The sequence below is a fragment of the Zavarzinella sp. genome, assembly GCA_041399155.1.
Taxonomy (GTDB): Bacteria; Planctomycetota; Planctomycetia; order Gemmatales; family Gemmataceae; genus JAWKTI01.
Genome location: JAWKTI010000001.1, coordinates 1700272 through 1725015 on the forward strand (window position 1 = coordinate 1700272; position 24744 = coordinate 1725015).

13 protein-coding genes are annotated in these 24744 nt (G+C 48.6%); 1 reads left to right on the plus strand and 12 read right to left on the minus strand.

What is annotated here, in order from left to right:
• Positions 1 to 33: 33 nt before the first annotated feature.
• The 11 genes from R3B84_07070 to ggt all read right to left on the minus strand — a co-directional run bounded on the left by R3B84_07070 (position 34) and on the right by ggt (position 21528).
• Positions 34 to 573: a hypothetical protein gene (locus R3B84_07070; GenBank protein ID MEZ6140315.1), complete on the minus strand. Its 540-nt coding sequence runs from the start codon at positions 571 to 573 to the stop codon at positions 34 to 36.
• Between the two features lie 81 nt (positions 574 to 654).
• Positions 655 to 1659 carry an NAD-dependent epimerase/dehydratase family protein gene (locus R3B84_07075; protein ID MEZ6140316.1) on the minus strand — a complete coding sequence of 335 codons (1005 nt, stop codon included), beginning with the start codon at positions 1657 to 1659 and terminating at the stop codon, positions 655 to 657.
• On the minus strand, positions 1656 to 3299 hold the full coding sequence (locus tag R3B84_07080; GenBank protein ID MEZ6140317.1) for a fatty acid CoA ligase family protein: 1644 nt from the start codon (positions 3297 to 3299) through the stop codon (positions 1656 to 1658). The genes R3B84_07075 and R3B84_07080 overlap by 4 nt, the downstream gene beginning before the upstream one ends.
• Positions 3296 to 4183: an alpha/beta fold hydrolase gene (locus R3B84_07085; protein ID MEZ6140318.1), complete on the minus strand. Its 888-nt coding sequence runs from the start codon at positions 4181 to 4183 to the stop codon at positions 3296 to 3298. The genes R3B84_07080 and R3B84_07085 overlap by 4 nt, the downstream gene beginning before the upstream one ends.
• Positions 4177 to 5289, minus strand: coding sequence for a 3-oxoacyl-ACP synthase III (locus R3B84_07090; protein ID MEZ6140319.1), 1113 nt, complete (start codon positions 5287 to 5289; stop codon positions 4177 to 4179). Before R3B84_07090 ends, R3B84_07085 begins: the two co-directional genes overlap by 7 nt.
• A gap of 15 nt (positions 5290 to 5304) precedes the next feature.
• Complete coding sequence (locus R3B84_07095; protein MEZ6140320.1) at positions 5305 to 8613, minus strand: hypothetical protein; 3309 nt, start codon at positions 8611 to 8613, stop codon at positions 5305 to 5307.
• Positions 8614 to 8697: 84 nt separating this feature from the next.
• Positions 8698 to 9507, minus strand: coding sequence for a hypothetical protein (locus tag R3B84_07100; GenBank protein MEZ6140321.1), 810 nt, complete (start codon positions 9505 to 9507; stop codon positions 8698 to 8700).
• Positions 9508 to 9745: 238 nt separating this feature from the next.
• Entirely contained in the window at positions 9746 to 11491 is a 1746-nt protein-coding gene (locus tag R3B84_07105; protein MEZ6140322.1) for a beta-ketoacyl synthase N-terminal-like domain-containing protein, read from the minus strand.
• 10 nt (positions 11492 to 11501) lie between these two features.
• Positions 11502 to 18023 (minus strand): SDR family oxidoreductase, encoded by a 6522-nt coding sequence (locus R3B84_07110; protein MEZ6140323.1) that lies wholly within the window; start codon positions 18021 to 18023, stop codon positions 11502 to 11504.
• 23 nt (positions 18024 to 18046) lie between these two features.
• Positions 18047 to 19633 (minus strand): PfaD family polyunsaturated fatty acid/polyketide biosynthesis protein, encoded by a 1587-nt coding sequence (locus tag R3B84_07115; protein MEZ6140324.1) that lies wholly within the window; start codon positions 19631 to 19633, stop codon positions 18047 to 18049.
• A gap of 191 nt (positions 19634 to 19824) precedes the next feature.
• Positions 19825 to 21528, minus strand: coding sequence for a gamma-glutamyltransferase (gene ggt, locus R3B84_07120; protein ID MEZ6140325.1), 1704 nt, complete (start codon positions 21526 to 21528; stop codon positions 19825 to 19827).
• Between the two features lie 103 nt (positions 21529 to 21631).
• Between ggt and R3B84_07125 the strand changes: the two genes are divergently transcribed.
• Positions 21632 to 22708 carry a prolyl oligopeptidase family serine peptidase gene (locus tag R3B84_07125; GenBank protein MEZ6140326.1) on the plus strand — a complete coding sequence of 359 codons (1077 nt, stop codon included), beginning with the start codon at positions 21632 to 21634 and terminating at the stop codon, positions 22706 to 22708.
• Positions 22709 to 22712: 4 nt separating this feature from the next.
• Here the strand turns inward: R3B84_07125 and R3B84_07130 are convergent, their stop codons facing one another.
• Positions 22713 to 24680, minus strand: coding sequence for an acetylxylan esterase (locus tag R3B84_07130; GenBank protein MEZ6140327.1), 1968 nt, complete (start codon positions 24678 to 24680; stop codon positions 22713 to 22715).
• Positions 24681 to 24744: the final 64 nt, after the last annotated feature.

Consider the following 24744-nt stretch of genomic DNA (forward strand, 5'->3'; position numbering starts at 1 on the left):
CCGAAACTTATCTGGATTCTGCATCAACTGAAATTACTCGTTATTCTTTTCTGGCATCGGTGCCGGTACTGCAACTGGTGCGGGTGCTGGTGCCACTGGTGCTACCGCTGCATTGCTGCGAAACGTTGTCATGTCGTGGCGAAGAATTTTGGGAGTATTGTCGTCCAGCACAATCGTGTAGACACCAAATTTGCCAGTATTCACTTCGCAAACATACAACGCCGCCTGACCCAACGCCACGTTACCAGTGGTCATCATGAAATGAACATCCGTTTTAGGTGCAATACGGAATTCGCTGACGAGATCGACTTCTGCCCAGCCAGGAACCTTACCGTCCGTGGTTCGACTGACAATGGTACCCAGTAATTTGCCAGAACGATAATCGAGCAACCAGACAGCATCTACGGGTATCCGTGGATTGATCGATGCTGCTCCAGTACACATGATGTAATCGGAATAGCGATCATTGCTGGCAGCTTTGACTTCTTTGGAAGATGATGCAAACCACAATCCAGCGACTGCCCCGAAAATTACCCCACCAAGTACTGCAAACCAGTGATTGCGGCCTTTCATATTTATCCCCACATGTAAGCGAACAGACTAACGCGCGGGTAGATAAGGCATTTGCAAGAATATGTCTAGGGCAATTTCAACTCAATCGGTGGGAGTGGACTCATGGAACCACTGTTGCAAGCGAACTAGCCCCACTTCCGTAGTGATGGTGGGAGAATAGCCAAAGTCATTCATTGCATTTTCAAGTCGAAACCAGTGGGAAGTACTGAGTTGGCGAGCAACAAATCTGGTCATTGGTGGTTCTGACTTACGGCCGATCATGCCATAAATCAACTCAAAAACCGTCCCGGCAGAATACGCAAGCCATACTGGGACAGTTCTTGTTACAGGTGGGATTGCAGCCAATTTTAATACTTTGTTAATAAATTGCCACAACGGTTCTGGCTGATTCTGCGAAATGTAATATGCTTTCCCGGAGTGGGGTGCGGCAAAACTCAATTTTTCCGCCGCACGAATATGGGCCATTGCAGCGTTATCCACATACGTAGTATCCACTAAACAATCAATCTTGCCTATCTGACGCAGTTTTCCTTTTTTCGCTTTGGAGATTAAGCTCGGGATCAAATGGGGATCGCCTGGCCCCCAAATAAGGTGGGGGCGTAAAGCGACTGTCGGCATCGCCATACAGTTGTGTTCCAGAACATATTGTTCTGCTAACGCTTTCGACCAGGGATACCATGCCAGATACTTTTTGGGATACTCCGTAGTTTCTGAAACTCCGTCCTGATTTGTACCAGAAAAACTGACACTTGGCGAGCTGGTAAAGATAAATTTCCCCACGCTAGCCTTCTGTGCTGCCTGGAAAACCTGTTGGGTGCCGACAAAGTTAGTTTGATAATACGATTTCTTGCTGCCCCAGATGCCAGCTTTCGCTGCTACATGAAAAACGGTGTCGCAACCCTGCATCGCTGTTAGAAGAGTGGAATGATCGGTCAGATCACCAGAAAAGTGTTCCACGCCAATTGCGGTTAATTCAGGATAACTACCGCGGGAGTAAGATCTTACATCACAACCCAGTGGGAGCAGTTGTCGGATAATTGCCTTGCCAAGAAACCCACCCCCACCCGTAACTAATACTCGTTTCATCGCAGCACCCGTGCGGCCCAGACTGCCAGTTTTTCACGAAAGATTTTGGCATTGTGGCGAATATCAACTGGAAATCCCTTGTGGTACAAAAAGTGCTCAACACCTGCAGTATGAGTAAATTTTAATGAAATGTCCTTCAGATCGGAGACTACCTTTGACCATAATGGAACAGAGTATGAAAAATCTTTAAGAAGTTCGACGCACAGCACTGGGATCGTGGTTCCATTCTTTTGTATGCCCACCAGTGCAGTTCGGAATACCTTCGGGTGAGTATTGAAAACCGCTTCGACCGGGATGGTAAATAGTGTTCGGTTTTCCAGCACCACCCGATGAGATTTTCGCCCACAGAACCATAATCTGCCCTGAGCATCAAAATAACCAACATCGCCCATACGGTGCCAGCAATTTCCAGCGTCGTCCTGCATTTTGGCAAGTTGATTGGCCTGCTCACGACCAAAATAGCATTGCGAAACGACCGGGCCATTCACGACAATTTCTCCGATTTCATCTTGTGGCAGCACCTGATCCAGGCGAAACCCAGGTTGTGGCTCATCATGGATAGGGATTATTTCTACCCGCATCCCTGGTACCGGCCTGCCAATACACACCCCGCGGCCTTGTTCCGTAAGTGCCTTGGTTTGTTCAAGGATTTCCAGACTGCCAATACAAGCGACAGGCAGGCTTTCTGTGGCACCATAGGGAGTGAAGATTTCCACATCAGGTGCCAATGCTTTGCTCATCCGTTCCAGTACGCGACTGGAAACCGGGGCCCCTGCAGAAATAATTCGGCGCAGAGTATGGAGTTTGATCCCGCGTTGTTCACAGTAGATACTGAGCGTATTCAGCAGAGCAGGTGAACCGAACATGTTCGAAACGCCAAATTCGCGGATTTCTGCCACCAGTTTGGCAGGGTTTGCCTCTGCAGGACGAGTGGGATTCATGTCTGGAATCACACTGGTCATCCCTAATGCAGGTCCGAAAAGTGCAAACAGTGGAAAAGTGCACAAATCGACTTCCCCAGGTTCAATACCAAACAATTGTTTGATCATTTCCACCTGATTCGCAAACATCCCGTGGGTGTAAACAACTCCTTTCGCTACCCCGGTACTGCCACTTGTAAAGAGAATCGCCGCAATTTCGTCTGAATTCGGTTCGATACACGGTATGTTAGCAACAGATTGTTTCTGAAAAGCTGGGTAAAAGTGCCTAGCAAACCATGATTTCCTGGTGCTGATGGTGATCTTGATTGTTCGTTTCGCCCAACGGAACAATTTTCTGGCAATGTGCGCTTTAGGAATACCAATCAACGCTTCAGGCATCGCTTCTGTAAGACACTTTCCTAGATTTTTCAGCCCCATGCCAGGATCGATCAACACTGGCACCGCACCAATGCGAAACAGGGCAAACGTGGTTACAAAAAAATCAAGCGAAGGGGGAATCATCACCGCAACGTGCATGCCGCGGTGAATACCAGTTTGTTGCAAAAAATGGGCTGCAAAACTTGTTCGATCTGCCAACTCGGCGAAGGTGACAACTTCCTGATCCACATGCTGGTACTGGTGAATGGTGGTAATCAGTGCGGTCCGTTGAGGTTGGGCACTGGCAAGCAGGTCGAGGTGGCTGGCGACGTTCAAAATCATGACATTGATGAATTTTTGATGAGAAAATCACGCACAGCGGGGATGATGGTTTCTCCCGCATCTTCCAGAATGTAGTGTCCACAATCAGAATACATCGTAATATTGCAATTTGGCAGATGCACTTTCCATTCGGTCAGGAAGTGCTTGTCAAAAACAAAATCAAGCGCCCCCCAATGAATCATTGCGGGAGTTTGATGATAATTCTTTAATGATCCCATCGTTTCCTGAACGATGTCCCAGCCTTCATCGTTTGCAGAAAGAGGAATCGTCTGCACAAATTTCCAAACAGCAACGCGATTGTCCCACGAATCGTAAGGCAACAAATACGCGGCTTGTTCTTCGGGAGACATTTTCCGACGTTTGGCGCCCACCTGAAGTGCATGTTTGCAGAACACGTTACGAGAACGTATCAACCATTTGCCAAGCCAAGTATTTCTTCCCAGCCACAATCGAAAAGGCAGGCGTTTGGTTTTCGGCAATGGGAAAGCTGCGGAATTCAGCACCGTGATGCTGGCGATCCGTTCTGTCTGGGTGCGTGCCCAGCCAAAACCAATCATTCCACCCCAATCATGGACGATCAAATGGATCGGCTGCGAAATATTCAGATGATCGACCAACTGTTCCAGATTATCGATGCGATCTTGCAAGCGATAAGAATAGCGGTCCAAACCGGGCTTATCTGAATATCCACAACCGACATGATCGGGAACTATACAACGAAAGCGATCCCGTAGTGCACTCACCAGCTTTCTATAATAATACGACCAGGTGGGATTGCCGTGCAGCAGCAACACCGGTGGGCCATTACCCTCATCGAGATAATGAAGCCGAGTGTTTTCCTGAACTTGAAGCCAATGCGATTGAAACGGGTAATCTGCTACCACCGGAATCCCAACATCATGCAATTGAGCCCACTACCAATCCCAAGAAAACCTACCTGATCCCCTTCGACCAGAAAATTCTTCTCTTCTGCTACAGCAGCAGTCAGTGGTAGCGAAACTGTGCCAATGTTACCCAGAAATTCGAACGTAGAAAATTCCTTGTGTGCAGGAATTCCCAGTGTTTTGAGAATGGTATCGCGGTGCATCGTGCCCACCTGATGACAGATCACTTTATCCATCTGATCTACTGCCCAGCCTAACTTCGTCAGAAAATTCTGCCAGGTTTTTAACCCCAGATCAACACCAAACTTCAACACGCTGCCAGCATCCGTAGCCATGAACGGTGTTACAATGTGCTTCATCCCAATATCGTAGGCAGATCTGATAAACGTCCCTGCTTCTGTTTGCAGCAAGCGATCGAATGCGGGTACGACACTTTCCCAGCCCCACCGACACAACTGATGGTGTTGCGGGGCATTTTTGGTGACACCACCCAGTAATTGGCGACGGTGCATCGACGAATATTCTTCATCAACCACCAGAACTGCCACCGCACCAGATCCACCAGTTAAAGTGGCAATTGCTTCACGAAATTTGTCAATCGAACGGTGCTGCACCATCTGGGCAATCATTACTTCATTGATTTCGCGGGCAGTTTCACACGAAACCACCAGTCCGGCACGTGCCTGGCCCAGTTCAATTCGATTGGCCACTTCAACTATGCCGTTCAGAACACCCAGGCAGGCATTCGAAATATCAAACACCGAGGCATCGGAATTGACTCCCAACTCTGCAGCCACCCGACAGGCCGTAGCTGGCTCAAGTTGTTCCCGACAGACCCCCGCATAAATTAAGACGTCGATGTCGTCCGGGGAAATATTAGAATTATTTAATGCCTTTTTCCCTGCCGCGATCGCGCCATCGGAGATGGAATAGTTTTTGTCCCACCAGCGACGTTCCTGGATGCCCGTGAGGGCACCCAATTGACCAGGGGGTAGTTTGAGAGCTTGGTAAAGTGGTAAGAGTTGCTGTTCCAGCTGGGCACTGGATACCACTTCTGGTGCAAGTTCATAACCGATCGATTCGATGTAAACTCTTGAATATCGCATACTTACGTTGTTCGATTAGGCACGTTGCAAACTGAAATCTTTCATCTGGTATATCATACGACCATCAACACTCAATAGACCATCCGCAACCAAAAGTTCTTCAGAATCATCAATAATTTTCGGAAAAACCTGCACAGTCACCCGATGATCCGTGGGCAGAATCTGCCCACGATAAACCCATTCGTGCTGCTTACCCAATGCGGTACATTGCCAACCCGTTTTGGGCGATCCCCAACGCTGATGGGCAAACCACTTCATGAGTTGTAGCATCGATTCCAGCCCCAGGGAGCCTGGCCAGACAGGATCCTGATAAAAATGCGCCTGAAAGAACCATGCTGATGGATCGACTGAGACGGTTCCTGTGACAACACCGTGGGGATATTTCCCAGTGGGATCGTCAGCAAACTGCACCGCATCGATCATGCGTAACTGCTTATCTGGAAATGGATTACCTACTGGAAACTGATAAGACACTGCGGGAGATTCTTCTACCGTCGGATGCCAATGGCGAAGATCTTTCAGCCCCACCTGATTGGCCAAAGCGGCTTTGGTAAAAAATCCGAAATAAGTATTTCCACGTAACACCGATTGCTGATTTTGTTGCAAATCGAAGTCGTAATGCTGAATAATCATCCCACCGGAAGAAGACACCCTCGTCATCTTCACTGCGGTAGTGAATGTACCTGGTTGTGCCAGAACTTCCGTCAGTTGTACTGCGGTTCCGCCCAAATTTCGAAAAGATAGATCGATGTCGCTGGTTAATGCAGAACCGAGATACCCCGCAAGCCATCCGCAAGGTTGTAGTGCGGCTTCCAACAAGACGCAATAAGGCATTCGATTTGCGTTTTCTGCACCAAAGTACCATTCCGAACCAGTGAAATCATACTCGGCCAGAATTTGCCCACCTGCAACCATTTCCCAAGGTCGGCAATTATCTATCTGAATAATTCGATTCAGAAACTTGTAAGGTTCACCTGGCAGGCGGGCGATCACTCGTTCCTGATCAAAGATACGGTAACGGTCGCCAAATGCTTCGGAAGGTTTCCCAGTGGCAAACGCAGTAATGTGGTGGTCGTCAAAAATCGGTTGCTTACTTTTAATTGGCGATTCCTGCCGAGTTTGCCAGACCCGCTGCAAATCCTGTTCTGTCAGGCCAGTCATCCGCATCGACATATTCGTGATTTCAACAATGGGCTTTCCGTCTGCATACATTAACGCATCACCAATCACGTATGCGCTCGGTTCAAAACCAATTTCTTTCACCACAACCTGATAGGTCACCTGCATGGTACTTGCAATCACCTGTCCACGGCATTTCAGTTTGCTCATCACACCCGGAAGTGGCTCGCAAACAATATTGTCCGCTTCGCCCACAAATCCAAGCCGCATCATCAAAATTCGCAGAGTATGCAGGCAACATTCGTACATCAAAGTGCCTGGCATTACCTGATCATCCACAAAATGGCATGTCAGATACCAGTCATCAGGGTGGATATCTGCCTCACCACGAATCAGCCCGCACCCGTATTTGCCACCGGTAAAATCAATTGCCGAAATAGAATCAACCAGTTTCAACATCCCCTGGGGTAGTTTCATCGGGTTATTAATCAGCAAGTGGGCAAATTCCACCCCAAATGCAGTGCGGTAATCTCCTGCTCGCAACGCATTCACCTGATCGCGATTCAGCAAACTAGGCTGCCCACCAGCATATGGCCGCCAGTTTGGTGGCAATTTCCCTTGTTGTGGGCGGCGATCCAGTGCAGTATGCACGATCCCTTTCCCAGACGCCAATTCCTCATCAGTGAAAAAGCCAGCACAGCCCTGTTGCATGCTCAACAACGGTTCGCCGTTGACAGTACTTTCAAAACGAAAGCGAAACAGGTAAGTGCTGCCCTGCTGAAAAAACTGATCGATAAATATGTCGTATTCAATTCTGTCGCCAATTACTGGCAAGCCACGGTGGAATGTGATTGTGGCATCCAGCAATCGATAACAGGCTAAGCCCTTAGTCTGGAAATCAATACCAAGATAACCAGATAAAAAGAGGTCTGCCTGGCCCGCTTCTACTGCCACGCACGTGGGGATGCGACCCGCATCCAGATACCAGCGACCCGCATGGACGGTGTGCTCTGTCACCACCCGCCCGTGGGACATGGAAAGTGGCTCACCTTCGATCGCCAGAATCCGATCGACCAGCATTAACGGACCATCCGGCAGACGTACCCTGGTGGGGAATCGATCAATTTCTGCAAAGCGTCTGCCTAATACCTTGCCCACCTGACCACGGGCAAATTCCACACACTGCTCGTAGGTCAAGTGCCGCGGCACCAGATCGGTTGACACCTGTTCTGCAAGCCCTGTTGTGGCAGTGAATTGCACATAATTCGTGTTTGATTGGGAATATGCACGATAATGTGCCAGAAATTCCTGACTGCTTTGCACCCAGCGCAAATAGGCATCGTGGGCAGCAATAGTTTCAATTTGCGATTGAAGCAACCAATCGGCAGGCAACCTCCCAAATTGTTGAACAGGTAAACTGCCCTGCCCCACGATGGTCTCCGTTGCAGTAGCCACCATGGCACGTTCTACTGCCTGGGGCTGGCTTCTGGTTTCCACAGGTGGCGCGAATTCCATTCGTGGGGGCGCTGGAACTGGTGTTCGCTCCCTGTTCATATCTTTCTCATAAATTACGTGCTTGTTTTCCTCAGCCAATGAAAACCCAAACGCTGCGGGCAAGCGTAAAACAGGTTCTTTAGGAGCGGGAATTTCTACATGGTGAAGATCGTCCAGTTTCACTTCATGTCCACGCACAAATAACATTGCCAGCGTTTCCCAGAATTCTTCCAGATTCTGCTTCTTCGCGGTGCATAACGACCGCACAGCGATATCTTTTGCACCATTCAATATGAGGTTGATCATTCGTTTACAGGAATCGCCGGGTCCGATTTCCAGAAACGTCCGCACCCCATCCTGGTAAGCCTGTTGAATGACTTTGGGAAAATCGATTGTATGCAGCAAAGCAGAAGTAATCGCGTCTGCAGCAGAATCCGCATTCAGATCGTATGACTTGCCCCACACACCGCTGTAGTAGCTCACACCTTCAGGCACCTGAGTGGGCAAGTGGTGTAATTGCCAATATGGCTCTCGCACGGACGCGAGATCGGCACAATGGGCACTCGTAACGCCTTTAATTTCGATAAAAGTGGTATTCAGGCGATTTGCCAAACGCTCTACTGCTGCTCGCTCACCACCGATCAGACAATCAGTGGGCGTATTTATGATCAACAGGCAAGCTTTCTCATCTTTTTTTAATTCTGCCAGCACTTTCTCTGGTGGAACAGTAACAACACCAGTGCACCATTCCAGTGGTTGGTCATCACTAAAACCCCACGTTTTGCGGAGTGCTGCTTAGTTTCCAGCCAAATCATGAGTAAACAATGAAGACTCTGATATCCGCCTGAACATCAAATCGCGAGTTGTCCAGGCACGTAGTCCAAACATGCTTGCTGATTCGCCAAGACTATAGCCGATGGCAGCATCCGGCCGCACATGAAAAAGTCTTAATGAATCGCTGATCAGGATACCAAGTGCCACCTGGGCAAAAATTAAATCTTTAGGTAATAGTTGCTCGATCGTATCACTTTCCCAAACGTGTTGGGAACAGTATTGATCTCGCAGGCAATTGTTCTCAAGTTGCTGCTGATCAAGCACTTGTGGAAAAGCAATGCTGAAGTCCCGTCCCATGCCTGCAAAATGGTTACCAGAACCTGGATAAACAAATGCTAACTTGGAAGCCCCAAATCGTGGTACGTACCAGTACGGCCCCTGAGCAGCAACTTGAGGTCGATTATCAAGATGGGATATTGCCTGCTGCACATGCGAACGAAATTTCTCCTGGCTGTGTGCTACAAAAGCCAATCGACATAACTGATTATCTGGTATATACTTGCGCAGTTTATTCCACAAAGCCTGGTATGGTTCTGTGCAGTCTAGTGCCCGAAGTTGGGCTAGAATCTCTGCAGGTTGATTACCAGAGAATGTGAAGATCAAAGGCTGCACTGATGCTGACGATCTGACGAAATGTTGATTTTCTGAAAAAGCCCCTCGTTGGCGGACCTCACCCGAATTCGTCAGCCAGTAATGGGGGATGTTGCCTGCGGAAGATACTCGCTGCGAAATACTTGATATGTCATTTATCCACGCATCAAGTTGTTCCACACACGTCGGAGCGGTCAACTTTGGAAAAAGTGCAGTTGGACTCAGCCGACACAATATCGTCTTTGCGTCTGTTACCACTGATTCGCGTTGTAGTAAGATCACTGCAGCACGGTTCTTGCCCGATTCTGTACTTGCGAATCGCTCGTCAGCCTGACAATCCACCGCACAGACCACCGCAGTATCAATTTCTCCCCGACGCAGTGCGGTAAGTGCATTCTGCATCGACTGCCAGCCACTTTCATTTCCGGCACAGATTGTATAGGATGGCCCACCCGCACGCAGATGTCGTGCAATGCGACTGGATGCCACGCTGGCTAACGCCCATCGTGCGGTTGGCTGTCAGCGGAGGATGAATATCACGGAATCGTTCGTTCTCGAGTTGTTCCAGTGCCCACCGGACATGAAAATTGGTGGTATTGATATCCAGCTTCGCACCCACAAAAATGCCAGTGCGAGGCCCGGAGAGGTCCCTCGTACCCACTGTCATGTGCAAAGCCTGCAACAGAATCGTCTGTTGTGGCAGCATCTCTGCCAATTCAGTCGGTGGGATTCGAAAAATACCCAAAGGAAAAGCAATTTCATCTTTCTGGCTGTATCTTACCGAGGCTGTTCCAGTAACAACGATTGGTTCATCAGTCGAAATCAGAGGAGCTACGTAGTTAACTGCAGGTGCCTGACGATATTCTTCAACAATCAGATGAGCATTTATGCCCCCAAAGCCAAAAGCATTCACGCCTACCAAACGTGGAGTTTCGGAAACCCATGGTTGCGGTTTGGTCAGCACACGAAGGTTACTCCTTTGATTTGAAAGATGTTCTGCTCTCTGTAGAAAATTCGCCGTAGGTGGGTACTGCTGATGATTGATTGCGAGCAGTGCTTTTGCGAGACTAGCTGCCCCTGCACCCGTCAGCAGGTGGCCGACGCTCGATTTTACCGAACCAATCACCACATCATTCGCAGATGGGCCAAGTAGTCGCTGTAAACTGTGAAACTCAGTTGCATCTCCAGTTGGTGTTCCCGTGGCATGACACTCAAACATTTGAATACTTTCTGGGTCCAATTCAGAAACTTCGTATGCCTGCCGCATTGCCCGCAATTGCCCTTCAGAAGCTGGCGAAAGTAAATTCCCTTCTATGTCGTTTGACAAGCCAATTCCACGAATCACGCCAATAATCGTATTGCCGTTTTTTTCTGCATCAGAAAGACGCTTCAAAACGAATGCAGCCCCACCATCACCAACTAGTAAGCCATCGCCGCGAGCATCAAATGGCGAACACTTTCCTGTACGGGAAAGTGCTCGCAACTGGCTGAACCCCATTTGGTTGTACAAGGAATCTGCCTGATTCTGGCCACCAGCAATCATTAGATCTGCCTGACCACTTTGGAGTTCGTCGCAGGCCAATTTGATGGCATAAAGTGATGATGCACAGGCAGCATCAATAGCATAACCACCCAACCCAAAGCCTAAGTCTGCTGCAGCAAAGGCGATCGGATTACACGCTGGCTCACAATTCCAGGACAACACATCCCTGGACCGCAAGCTTGAAATCGCAGCGCGATTGCTAACAAAATTTGCTGTAAATTGTGCTGCTTTTGCCGTGGGCAACGCAATATTGCCGAAAACAATTCCACAGCGATCACGATTGACCCCTTGCATTGAAACCTGATTCAATGCTTTCTGTGTGAGGTACCATGCCAAATGAAAAACTGGATCCAGTTCTTCTACTGGTACACCATTGATGTGACTTGACAACTCCATTGTTGTGAGTGGGGGCATGTAATAGCCACGAGTGGAATACACCCGATCTGGATAGGCAAGCTCTGGATGATGTGCCCGAGCTGGATCCAGAACCCAGCGTCCAGAAGGGGGTTCGCTGGAGCAATCTTTCGCCTGAAGAATATTCTGCCAGTACTCGTTCAGATTTCTGGCACCTGCAAAACGGCCAGCCATTCCCACGATGGCAATTGGTTCATGGTGCTGCATCAATTGACCTTTAATTCACTAAAGTCGAGTAGCCTGGGGCAGGCCTTTGTCGACTCAACTGAAAGATTTCCTGTAAGTTGGCATTGAGAACATGTTCTACCTGATACAACTGCATCAGTAACATGCCTTCAGGATCCAGAATATCGATATTTGAACGCACACTGGTAGCAGAACGATGGGTAATTTCTAATCGTATATGCCATGATTGCACGTCAGATGAAGTTGTCAAATGGCGGAATTTTCCGATCGAATACGGCAGTGATGGTGCACCCAGATACTTCGCCGTCCAGATGATAACTAATTGTAGTGCAGCATCAATCGCAAAAATGCGATTGTTGTCATTCACAGCAAATGTGGTTTCATGAAATGGATTTGTTGCAATTGCTTCTGCACCAAATTGTGAAAGAGAACCAATTTCGGAGATCACCTGTAATCCTTTTCCATGGAAAAGGATCCCTGAATACACTTCATTGATCGAAGGTGTGGGGCGATCTGGTTTGTAACGGGAAACCGACTCGGCAGGTTGAGCAATACCCACATGTAATTGAGCCCTGCTGAAAAGCTGTTTGCCGCAAAATATTGTGGCTGAGTAACTTCGAATTGCTCCATGTTGCAGTGCAGCAGGCTGCATTTCCAGTTCCACCAAAGTTTCATGAGCAGGCGAAACCTGAATTGGCTTCAACACCTGAAAGTTTTCTATCAGTACAGGTGCTGCAGAAAACTGCTGAGTCTGCTGCATGAGCCAGTTCAATTGCATTGCCAGCGGTACCACTGCGACATCGTTCAACACATGAGATTGCAGAATAGGTGAACGCTGCCAATCTAGTGTCAAAGTTCTTTTCTGTGGTTTGTCTTTGGCATCATTCGGTTCCGCAATCACGACCAATTCCGCGGGAAAATCTGGCAAGGAACTTGCTGCCAGCAAAACAGCCCCACCCTGAGAATAACTGATCAGCCCTATTCCTTCACTGGCAAAGAGTTTCGCCAGTCCCTCATTCACCATCCCACCTGCCCACGGACCCCAATTCACTGCCACAGTACGGCAGTGTGGCAGTGTTTGTGCCGTACGCTGAGAAATTTTGTTCAACACTTCATTGGACGCAGCATACGCGATCTGGCCAGTACGACCATAACGTGCAGTAGAAGATGAAAACAGTATGAGAAGTCGCAACTTTGTGGGGTCAATCGCACCGAGGAGTGCTTGTAATCCATCTACTTTGGTGGTGTAAACTGCCTGAAACTGTTCGGTGGTGAGATCTTCTATTTTTCGGTCGTGCAGAATACCCGCACCATGAACGATGCCGGCAACTTCACCATGCTGGTGTTGTATCTGCCGTACCACCTTTTGAATATCCGCACGATTGCAGACATCGATAGCAATATATTCCACGCTGGTGCACACTTCTGCCAATCGCGCAATATTTTGGCGTATCGTACGCTGATTCAGGATTCTTGTGCACTGTTTTTCAATTTCGCGGGGTGTGGGGCGTGTCGGTGAGTGTTGAATGAGGGCCTTTTTGATGCTGGCGTCATCCGTAAGCTCTTGCAGCCATGCAGGTTCGGTCGAATCCAGTTCCGTTCTGCCGAGCAGGATCAGTCTTGGGCGAACCGTACATGCCATTGGGAAAATTGCTTCTGTGGTAACACCCCGCCCACCGCCAGTGACAATGATGGTAGCACCATGGGGTAACTTTGCAGGTGGCACACTTGCAGGTAACACCAGCGGAGTTTCTACCACGTGAACGAGCCCGTCTTCAGTAATTCCAAGCTCAATGGGGCCAAAACAGAACAACTCTTCAATGATCTGGCGAATGTTTGATTGAAGGACTGTAGGATCAACATCAATTGCTTTACAATTCACGTTTGAAAATTCATGAGCAGCTGTTTTCACAATGCCCAGCAAGCCGCCATGCTCTACATCGGTATTCGAGAGATGTTTAAAGCCAAATTGCCCACCTAGTGTGGTGATACAGGCGAAAAATGCCCCAGATTGTTTCGCAGATCCTTTTAGACAGCCCGCGCACCTTTGCAACCATTGAAAGCCCAACAGGTTGATTTGCGGAACTGATTGACTGGGTGCTACCAAAACCAAGCCAGCAATAGAATCGTTAGGCTCCAACGAATCCAGTTGTTGCCAGTCAAGACAAATCGTCTGAAATCCTTGTTCAGCAAGGATTTGCGATATGCTCTGAGCAATTGATTCGTCATTACAAACAACTACCACGGTGGCACCACGCGGGAGGCTTACTCTACCACGTTCTAACCCCGGATCAAATGGCTGACATTTCGGTTCCAACACTTGCAAACCAGCCACTAGTTGATTCAGGTTGACTGGCGAGTTACCAAACTGGTCAGCATGTTTGTTTTCCCGCTCGCCGATTGACTGATCAGCGAGCGGTTTGCCGAAAGGGAGAGGTGGTCCTCCGTTGAGTTCGTGCGGTTGCCCGGAATCGGCAATCTGACCTTTCAGGACGTTGGCAACATCTTGGAGTGTTTGCAATGAACCTAGCTGTTCTGGCTCAACCGCTTTCGAAGTTGGCACTCGTTCCTGAAATGCAGACAGGATTTCAACACGTTTGATCGAATCTATCCCCAGGTCTGCATCAAGGTGCATTTCCCACTGCAACATTTCAACCGGATAACCAGTCTTATCGGCCACCACATCGAGTAGTATCTGTAAATAATCTTCACCAACCCCCGGAGTTGGTGAGATATGCACACCATTCATGTTTTGTTCTGGAGCCATCTCGTTCGCTTGCAATACACTCAGAACGTCTTGCAGCGTTTGCAACGCACCGAGTTGTTCAGGCTGAACGGCTGGAGCATTTGGCACGCGTTCCTGAAACGCAGACAGGATTTCAACACGTTTGATCGAATCAATTCCCAGATCTGCATCAAGGTGCATACTTAATTCGAGCATTTCGGTGGGATAGCCTGTTTTTTCAGCTACCACAGAGAGCAATACCTGTTGCATGTTGGTGGTTGACACAACTGCTTTAGGTGCCTGCTTCGAACTTGTTGAGGTGGGATCAATCCCTTGATTAACAGGCAGAACTGCTGTTTGCAGCACGTTCATCACATCACGAAGAGTCTGCAATGTCCCTAATTGGTCCGGTTGAACAGGTGGTGCATCGGGTACTCGCTCCTGAAATGCGGACAGGATTTCAACGCGTTTGATCGAATCAATCCCCAGATCCGCATCAAGGTGCATGTCCAAATCAAGCATTTCGGTGGGATAGCCTGTTTTTTCAGCAACTACAGATAGCAGAATTGTTTGAATATCCCCAATCACCGACGAACTTGGTGCGGCTTTCACAGGCTCTGGGGGTGGCACCAATTTCGGTGCAGGCGTAGGAGAAGCGATAGGTTCCGCCACAGGACGTGGAGGCGGGGGCGAAATTGCTGCCGGAGCAGAAATTTCCGACCTCACCTGAACTGGTGCATTCGAATGTTGAATTGGCTGCACATTAATCGCAGGTGGGACTCCAGACACAAGTGCCTGAAAAGTCGCCAGTACTGCCTGTTGGTGGTCCAGGAATTGTTTATGCAGTCGGGCAGTGTCTTCCTGCATTTTCTGAAATAACTGTAATGTACTTTCCGCAACAACCGCAGGCGCTGGTCCAGCGGTTTGGTGCGGCAAATGAGAAGATGAGGGATTATTCATAATTACTTTCTCAACCACCAGTGGCTTCGTTTGTGCGACCTCTTTACTGGCAACTGGTGGACGTTTCGGGCGTGGTTTGGTGTAGTTTGCCCCACAGATTTTTACCGTATACCCTTGTTGAGTTGTGACTTCCGGCTGATAACTTTCCTGCCACTTTGTTAAATCAACCGAGTAACCCAGGGCTGCAAGCTGGGACAAACAGCTCGCCAGATCCCACAGTGGGGGATTTTTTCCTTGCGATCCATCAAGGGCAACAACCTGGCAGTCTGGCCTGTTCGCTAGGATCTGTGTGGTAAGTTTAGAAAGAACCGAATTCGGTCCCACTTCCAGGAAAGTACGCACTCCTGCTTCGTACATTCTTTCAATGCAAGCGGAGAACCGCACTGGTTTGGCTAATTGACGCGCTAAAAGTTCAATTGCCTCCCCACCATCCTGGTGATAGGGCATAGCGGTCTCGTTGGCATAAACTGTTGCTGAACCAGGAGTTATGGCGATTTCTTCCAGATTCCTCCGAAAGACCTCGGCTGCAGGTGCTACCAAGGCACTGTGAAAGGCTGTGGCAACTGGTAGTCGGGAAAAACGAATCTTTTGCCGCTGCAGTTTCGTTTCCAGTTGGGCAATACCTGCAACCGTGCCAGAAACCACCACCTGATTCGGCGAATTATAATTCGCAATTACTACCTGTGGTACGAATTCGGCAACATTTTCTTCTACTACCTCAACTGAGGAATGGACCGCACACATTGCCCCTTGTATTTCCGCGGTTGCTTTCGCCATTGCATTGGCACGCGCCAGCGAAACACGATAGAGATTTTCTTCAGACAGTCGGCCAGCCGCACAAAGTGCAACTACTTCTCCATAACTATGGCCAAGAAACTGATCTGACTGCACCCCAAAATCGGTCAGTGTTCGCCAACTGCTCCAAGCCATTACACCCAGTGATGGCTGGGCGAATAAGGTCCCTTTCAGCTTCTCTACCTGAATATCTCGATCTTCCCGCGACCAGTTTTGCCTTGGATAAATCGCATCGACCATGCGATCAGGGTTGTTCCATTTTGCTTCCAACCGAGAAAGTTCTTCAATCCAGCATGGAAAAGTACAAGCAAGGTCACGCAACATCGCTGGATATTGAGATCCCTGCCCAGGGAACAGCACGCCTAACTTGCCTATTGGAGAGCAATTGCTGTAAAAGATCCCTTCTTTTATCAGCCACAATTTCGTCGTATCTGACTGATTTGCAAGAAGTTGCTTTGTTTTCGCAACTGTCTGCACCAGATTCGAATCGATGGACAAAATCACCACCAACCTGTGCGGCAAGTCGGAACGAAACCTTGTTCGTAACTCCTTTGCTCGCAGGTAGATCCGCTGATAATCCTGTTCTGCTGCCAGTTGATCCAACTGTGTCAGGAGTTCACCACGACTATTGGCACTAAACGGTAAAATCTGGATTTGACCATCCCAGTCAGGTGCTTGTTTTGCAGTTTGATGTTCCGTTAGTACCGCATGAAAGTTACTCCCACCGAATCCGAATGCACTCATCCCTGCGACACGAGGTTGCCCACCTTGGGTAATCCACGGACGTGCCTGTGTATTCAAATAAAACGGAGATTCCTGATTCAGAACAGAAACTGGCCTGGTGACTTTGATCGTGGGCGGCAGCACCTTGTGATACAAAGCCAACGCTACTTTGATTAAGCCCGCAACACCGGCTGCGGCTTTCGTGTGACCGATCATCGACTTGACAGAACCAAGAGCACAAAAACCCAATCGGTCAGTGGCATTACGAAAGACCTCCGTCAATGCAGTTGCCTCGACAGAATCCCCCACCCTTGTTCCGGTGCCATGGGCTTCAATCAGCTCGATTGAAGCTGGACTGACATTCGCCGTTCGATAGGCATCCTGTAAGCAGCGCATCTGGCCTTCAGACGTTGGGGCATAAACAGCATTGCCTTTGCCATCACTGGAAGTGCCAATGCCTTTAATTACCGCATAGACGCGGTCACCATCACGCTCTGCATCAGCCAACCTCTTCAGCACCACTACCCCCAACCCTTCACCCAGAATGGTGCCATCGCCATTTTCATCAAATGGTTTGGCATCACCTGTCTTGGAAAGTGCAGGTGTTTTACTGAAGCACATGTACATGAAGATGTCGTTAAAGGTGTCAATCCCACCAGTTACAGCAACATCTGCCTTACCTAAACTGAGCTCCATCGCAGCCATGTGGATCGCACTCAGCGAACTGGCACATGCAGCATCCACCACGCAATTGGTGCCATGCAGGTTCAATCGATTCGCAATCCGACCAGCAACGACGTTACCCAACAAACCAGGGAAAGAGTTTTCCTGCCACGGAACGTAGCTGTCGGCAATTCGGTCGATGACATCCTGTGCGGTTGATTCATCAACACCTGCTTCCTGAAGTGATTTCCGCCATTTGGGATGGCCCAGTCGAGCGCCCAGAGGAATCACAAGTTCCAACGTTCCTGTTACGCCCAGAATAACACTTACTTTCGATCGATCAAATTCTCGCTCAGCATTGTAACCAGCATCATCCAGCGCTTTGCGGGCAGCCAACAAACCAAGCAACTGGGATGTGTCAATTGCCTCAATATCGTTGGGGGAAATCCCAAATTCCTGTGGCGAAAAGTCGACAGGCTCCAGGAATGCCCCACGCTTGGCATAGGTCATGTCTGGTGCTTTGGGATCGCCATCAAAATAGTCTTCAGGCTGCCAATGGGTGGCAGGCACAGGTCCAACTGCATCAACACCGTTTTTGATGTGGGACCAATAACGCACAGTCCCGTGGGCACGAGGGAATATACAGCCGATGCCAACAATCGCAAGCGGGACAGCACCCTCAGCCATTACAAAAAACCTCTTGTTGATTCTCAGGAGAAAAATTGATTGATCAAATCATCGGGCCATGGACCACGATCGATAATTTGATCCGTTGGAAATCCCAATGCACGCAGATGAGCCTTGCGTTGTTCCAGCGCAGCACCGTACAGCAGATTGCGGGCAACAATCGCTGCCTTGCGGTTCTGAAAATCCTGCAATTCTGTTCCACGGACCCATTCATTGAATGCACCCATGGCTGGGCCACACCAAATCTGGTAATCGATTTTTCGATCCGCATCCCCACTGTTCGCCCAGCGGGAAGACTGTCCAAGATACCAGCGGAAAACCAACGCCATCAAATGCTTTGGGTTCTGCTCTGCTTTGGTAATCTGCTGTGGGTCCCTTGTCGCGAAAAAGTTTTTGGTGTCTGCCCACACTTCTTCAAAAGTTTTGCGAAAAACTGTCTTCTCTAACTGGACACGCTCTGCGGAGGGTATCGCCTGCCATTCTGGATAACTTTTGTACAACTCATAAAGTTTTTGGGCACGCATCGGGAACATGGTCCCACGTTTTAACACCTGAACCTTTACCCCCATCTCAAACATATCAGCGGCCGGTGCCATAATCACATCCGCCTGGGTCGCATCGGCCAGCATCCCTCGAACAAGATCGGAACTACCTGATTCAACACATGCCTGATTAACACTGCCAGTTACCAGAAAGTCTGCCCCCATTGCAAATGCAGCTGCCGCACTGAGTGGGGTAGAAATGCCACCACCTAGCCCCACCCGGATAGGTATGGTATAACCATATTTTACCTGCAACTGATCGCGCAAGGTCAGCATGGATGGAAACAGCGTCAGTGCGGGACGATTGTCCGTATGTCCGCCAGAATCTGCTTCAACAGTCACATCATCAGCGATCGGCAAATATTTTGCCAGTTCCGCTTCGGTGGGTGAAATCTCCCCCTGCTGGAGCAATTCATTCACCATTCGTTCTGGTGCGGGCGACATGAATCGCGTTGCAACTTCGGTGCGAGACACCTTTCCAATCACCCGATTGCGGGGCACCACCTGACCTAACTGATTACGAGATATGCCTTTCAGGCGATAGCTTACCAGATGGGGGGTAATGTCCAGATACGCTGATGCTTCAATCAATCTAATGTTCTTCCGCAAAAACAGCGAAACTGTATCTCGCTCGTGGTGCTGCTCATTCGGACTGTGGATGAGATTAATTGCAAAGGAATCATTCGGTAAATGCTGCTGTAAGCGATCGATCGCCTGCTCAATTCTTGGCAAACTCAATCCCGCAGCACCAAAGGAGGCCAACATGCCCGAAGAGACCAACGAGATCACCAGATTTTCGGATGCAATCCCATTGGCCATGGCCCCCGCCATGTAGGCATAGCGCACATGGTGGGATTGCCGAAAATGTCCACTTCCCAAAGTATCAGGCATGATGCTAGGTGCGCAAAAACTGTCTGTAGCACTGCTTTCTGATAATTGCTTGGTCGTTGGATTGTAGAAGATATCACGATCTAACAACCGGATCAGTTTGATGGCATTTTCGTAAGTGCTTTCTTTTGAAGCACTTACGTTGCTTGTATCGTTGGAACTTGAGATCAATGCTGCCAAACCAGCCACCAGAAATTACGTTTTTGTGTGGGCAAAAAATTACATGAGTGATGCGGCAAATCCCCTTGTAGTTACCACATCACTGCAAAAGGATAATATACGGTTCCTATGGAAATTAGGCACGTTCTCGAGCAAAAATTACCCATTTTGGTGCTGAACAGCAATTTTAATGAGTTTATTTTCATTATTTACTAATATCCCACTGCCATCCCATCCTTCCGCGCTTCACTGGCACCATGGTAGATTCCGGTTTTGGGGTCGATCCATATGCCTTGATATCCCCCACCATTTCGGTCGACGATCCGAATCTGATGCCCACGCTTTTTCAGATCCTCAATGATATGGAGTGGCATTCCGCGTTCGATGAGGAGAGTACCACCTTTTTGGTCTTGTTTGCTTCCATTTGGCTTGGAAGAACCAATGTGTTCCATCCGCGGTGCCTCCCCAGCCACCTGGATGTTCATGCCAAAATCCAATATATTGATGAGTATCTGAACATGCCCCTGAGGCTGCATATCACCACCCATTACTCCAAAAACAAAAATTGGCTTGCCATCTTTCATCACCATCGCAGGGATGATTGTATGAAAGGGCTTTTTCTTAGGCTCCAGCCGATTCAGATGGTTCTCATCCAGCGATAGCAGCGTACCGCGATTTTGCATTGCGAAGCCTAGTTGGGGATCTGTCAGCCCCGAACCGAAGCCAAAATAATTACTTTGAATCAGCGAAACGCAATTACCCCACCGATCGGCAGTACAAAGGTAAATCGTGTCGGCCATTCCCAGTTTGGGATCCCCAGGTGGGATCGCAGTTGCCGCACGTTTCAGATCAATCAATTTGCGACGCTTCATTGCGTAAGCATCGCTTAACAGTTCGTCGATTGGCAGTTTTGCGAAACCCGGATCGGCATAGAACTTTGCCCGGTCTTCAAAAACCAGTTTTTTAGTTTCAACCAGCAGTTGCCAATAATCGGCCGAATTGGGCCCAATTTTCGCCAGATCTTCGTGCTTCAGCATGTTCAGCATTTGCAGCACAGCAATACCCTGTCCAGGTGGGGTTAACTCATACACATCGTACCCACGGTAATTCACATGTAGTGGCTTCATCCACATACTTTTGTGTTGCTGCAAGTCTTCCAGTCGCAGTAAGGCACCCTGCGATTTGGCAAATTGATCCAGTTCTTTGGCAATTGTACCAGTGTAAAATGCTTTACCTCCATTCTTGGCAATAGCACGATAGGTTGCTGCCAATACGGGATTTTTGAAAATATCACCCGTTTTGGGGACTTTCCCACCGATAAGATACGTGGCAGAAGAACCAGGATCCTTCAGCAGTTTTTGCATCCCACTTTTCCAGTAGCCAGCAATCACTTCGGGAACAGGAAAGCCATCATCCGCATACTCTATCGAAGGACCCAGCAGTTCTGCAAACGACTTACTGCCAAACTTGCTTAGCAATTGATCCCAGCCATCGACACACCCAGGTACTGACCAGCTATAGGGGCCTGTTTCTGGGATTTCCTTCAGGTTTTTCTGTTTAAAAAACTCTCGTGTTGCCAGCATTGGCATACCACCGTTCGCGTGAAGGCCGTGCAATGTCTTCGTTTTTGCATCCCAGACAATTGCAAACAGATCCCCACCGATTCCACAAGACATCGGTTCCATCAGCCCCATTGCCGCACTGGCAGCCACTGCAGCATCGGTGGCATTTCCACCCTGCTTCAGAATATCCAGCCCGATCTGTGCAGCCAGTGGATGACTTGTTGCCACCATGCCGTTTTTAGCGATTGTCACCGAGCGACCAGCATTGCCAGGTGGGGTAAGAAAACGTTCAGCCGCACTTGAATCAAGTAAGCTCATCATCAGCCCCACCAAGGCAAACATCCTGATGTTCATTGAAAATTTTCCTCTTGAGAAACTGGTTGTACCATTTCTCGTTGCAAATCAATGTCAAATCAGCGAAATTGTAGCAGGGAACTTCAAAAACTTCACGAAAATCATGAAAAATTACCTGCTATTTGCATTCGCACTCTGGATTGGCAGCAATGTTTCAAATGCTCAACCCGCACCATGGTACGCAGATAAAACAGATTTGCTTTCCTATCTGGACGAAAAAGGTGCTCGACTGCAAATTGCTGATCCTGCCACGTGGGCAAAACGCAAAGCACACATTCTAACCCAAATGCAGGTAGTGATGGGAAAACTACCTGATCTTCCGGAACATCGCCCGTTTCGTGTGACTGAAAAATCACAAAACGATTGTGGCAAATACATCCAGAAGCATCTCACCATTGAAATCAACCCTGGCGAGCAGTTACCTGTTTATTTACTATTACCTAAAGTCCAGCAGAAACAATTTCCGGCAATGCTCTGTCTGCATCCCACCAGTAAACCAGATGGAAAAAAGATTCCCGCTGGCTTAAGCGGGAAATCTGATCGACATTACGCAAAAGAACTGGCTGAACATGGCTACGTAACTCTGGCACCTGACTATCCCAACATGGGTGAATATCAATTCGATGTTTATGGCAAAGGGTATATCAGCACCACGATGAAAGCAATTGAAAACCATCGACGGTGCCTGGACTATCTTATCTCACTCCCACAAGTTGATGCCAGTCGATTGGGCGTCGTAGGTCACTCGCTTGGTGGGCATAATTCGATCTTTCTTGGATGCTTTGATGATCGAGTTCAGGTTATTATCTCCAGTTGTGGTTTCTGCAGTTTCCCAAAGTACATGAAAGGTAATCTGACAGGTTGGAGCCATGATGGCTACATGCCGAAGATTAAAACCACCTACGACTGCGATCCCAAAAAGATGCCATGGGATTTTACAGAAGCAATTGCCTTGTTAGCACCCAGAACATTCATTGCAGTGGCACCAATCAATGATCACAATTTCGATGTGGCTGGTGTAAAAGACTGCATCCGTGCAGCGAAGCCAGTTTACCAAATCTTCAAAAAGGAAAGTAATCTGATCTCACTTTATCCAGAAGCGGGGCACGATTTCCCCGATGATGCCCGTAAAGAAGCATTTCGCATCCTCGATTCAAAATTGAAGCCAGCTTCAAAGTAATGAATCAGTTTGTTTTGATTTCAATAGCATCTTCTGCACCGAGAATCTTGTAAACCTGGTAGGTAAACCGAAATGCCTCATGGGACCCTTGTGGAGAAATTGGTGTACCAAATGGCGACAATACCGTTTGAATCGTCAGAGGCTTGGGCGCAACACGAGCCAGGAGATGGGGAATATCTCCGGCATTCAAAATCCCTGGTACGATTGTTCCCAGGTGGGTACCACTAGCGTACGGTTGATCGCTGACAAATGAATAAGGAACTTCCTTGATTTCAAGTGCCTCCACATCATCTGAAGTGGCTGCGGTAATGATGGCTACAACTGCAGAATCACGAACAGCATACAAGCGAAATCGATCCAGATCATAACCACGTTGCTTTTTCCATGCCTTGATCAGCGTTAATAAATCCTGCTGCCACAAACCCAGCAGTGGGCGACCAATCCAGATAGCATGTTCGGCCGATGTGTGGTCGGGGGAGCCTGCGACTGGCCCCCACTTCGATTTTGATTTCCCACTTGCACGTAAATCAATGAAGATGATGTTTTTTGCATTATCTGGCACCAATTTCTTCTCGATCGCATCTTCTACACCGCCCAAGTGAACAACAACGTGGACTATTCGTTGTTCTGCTTTACGATCACCACGAAAAACACCGTAGTGAATAAAACCCTCTTTGGTTTCCAATTCGAACGGAAAATTATTTTCATCCTTGGGGTCTAACCAACGGATCGCTGCATCTTGTGGTACCGATGGCGTATTCAGGATTGTTTCCAGCCGTTTCCCCATTGAAATGGAATCTGCTTCCCACATTTCTTTGTGATCTGGGAATAGTTTGTCGTGCTGCTGGTGCAGTTTACGTCCTACTGCAGCGGCAATCGTGGGAAGAAAGCCAAAGTTTTTCGGCCGCTTTTCCGGTTCTGGATAACAAGTCAGCGTAGCTACTTCTTCTGGTACACTTTTCGGCTCCATAATGGGGGAACCATCGCCCACCCCCTGCAGGTGATAGCACATCCAACCATACATCGCCTGCCGCATTGCCAGATTGTAATCATGTCCAGAATCGATTACCACATGCTTCAGGTGTTTCTCCTTTCCATAAAGTGCAAAAATCTGTTTCGCACTGGCAATACTCTTTTCTGCCTCTGGTGGGCTGAATTGAATACCATCTTTTTCCGCATTAATCACCATCAGAGCCCTTGGGGCTACTAATCCGAGGATGTTCCCTTCTTCTGTGAATGTCAGCGCTTTGGGCAAGACTTCGCACAAACAGCAGGCGGCATGAAGATATGCCTGGTAATTCCCAACGGAGCATACAGGTACCACTGCAGTGATGCGTGCGTCCAAAGCGCCTGCATACATTGTTTGATTTCCGCCACCACTCGCACCGGTGATGCCAATCTTCCCATTGACATCAGGCCTGCTCAGCAGATAGTCCACAGCACGGTGGTTGTCGTAAACCTGGCGACCAAGAAGGGTTTGCCCGGAAGGCCACAATGTGGCACCATAGAGCGAACCATGATATCGACCACGTGCAGGATTGTGGTGGCGTTCTCCGGCACCAAAGGCATCTACCACCATCACCAGAAAGCCAAGTTTCACTAATCCTACACAGCGTGCGTGGACAGTTGGTTCCCTCCTGGCCCAGCCCCAATGACCGTGGACACAGAGTACTGCAGGCACTTTTTCTTTTGCAGCAATCACTGGCACATACAACGTGGCAGTTACAGCAATATCCTCCTGCGATTGAAAAGTCATCAGTTGAATGGTATACCCTTCACGCTGCTCTGTTTTCAGTAAGTTGGGATTTAAAGCTGTATCATCAACGGCTGGAATGCCCGCAGCCACATGAATTTGCCTGAGCAATTCTGTGCGTTTTGTTTCCCACATTTCTTTGGAACTGGGTGGGCGGTCGTTCTGCCTGAGTGATTTTGCCTGATTCTGAACCCAGGCATCAAAAGCTATTCCTGGCATATTGGTTCTCGATACGCTGTGATTTGATTCGATATTTGGTTTGTTTTCATTAAACTATTACAAG

What these genes read in the sequence shown, in the direction of transcription:
- R3B84_07125 (MEZ6140326.1), top strand. Translation starts at nt 21,632, where the DNA reads ATGAAAAATTACCTGCTATTTGCATTCGCACTCTGGATTGGCAGCAAT.
- R3B84_07090 (MEZ6140319.1), bottom strand. Translation starts at nt 5,289, where the DNA reads ATGCGATATTCAAGAGTTTACATCGAATCGATCGGTTATGAACTTGCA.
- ggt (MEZ6140325.1), bottom strand. Translation starts at nt 21,528, where the DNA reads ATGAACATCAGGATGTTTGCCTTGGTGGGGCTGATGATGAGCTTACTT.
- R3B84_07130 (MEZ6140327.1), bottom strand. Translation starts at nt 24,680, where the DNA reads ATGCCAGGAATAGCTTTTGATGCCTGGGTTCAGAATCAGGCAAAATCA.
- R3B84_07110 (MEZ6140323.1), bottom strand. Translation starts at nt 18,023, where the DNA reads ATGGCTGAGGGTGCTGTCCCGCTTGCGATTGTTGGCATCGGCTGTATA.
- R3B84_07080 (MEZ6140317.1), bottom strand. Translation starts at nt 3,299, where the DNA reads ATGATTTTGAACGTCGCCAGCCACCTCGACCTGCTTGCCAGTGCCCAA.
- R3B84_07070 (MEZ6140315.1), bottom strand. Translation starts at nt 573, where the DNA reads ATGAAAGGCCGCAATCACTGGTTTGCAGTACTTGGTGGGGTAATTTTC.
- R3B84_07105 (MEZ6140322.1), bottom strand. Translation starts at nt 11,491, where the DNA reads ATGCAGCACCATGAACCAATTGCCATCGTGGGAATGGCTGGCCGTTTT.
- R3B84_07075 (MEZ6140316.1), bottom strand. Translation starts at nt 1,659, where the DNA reads ATGAAACGAGTATTAGTTACGGGTGGGGGTGGGTTTCTTGGCAAGGCA.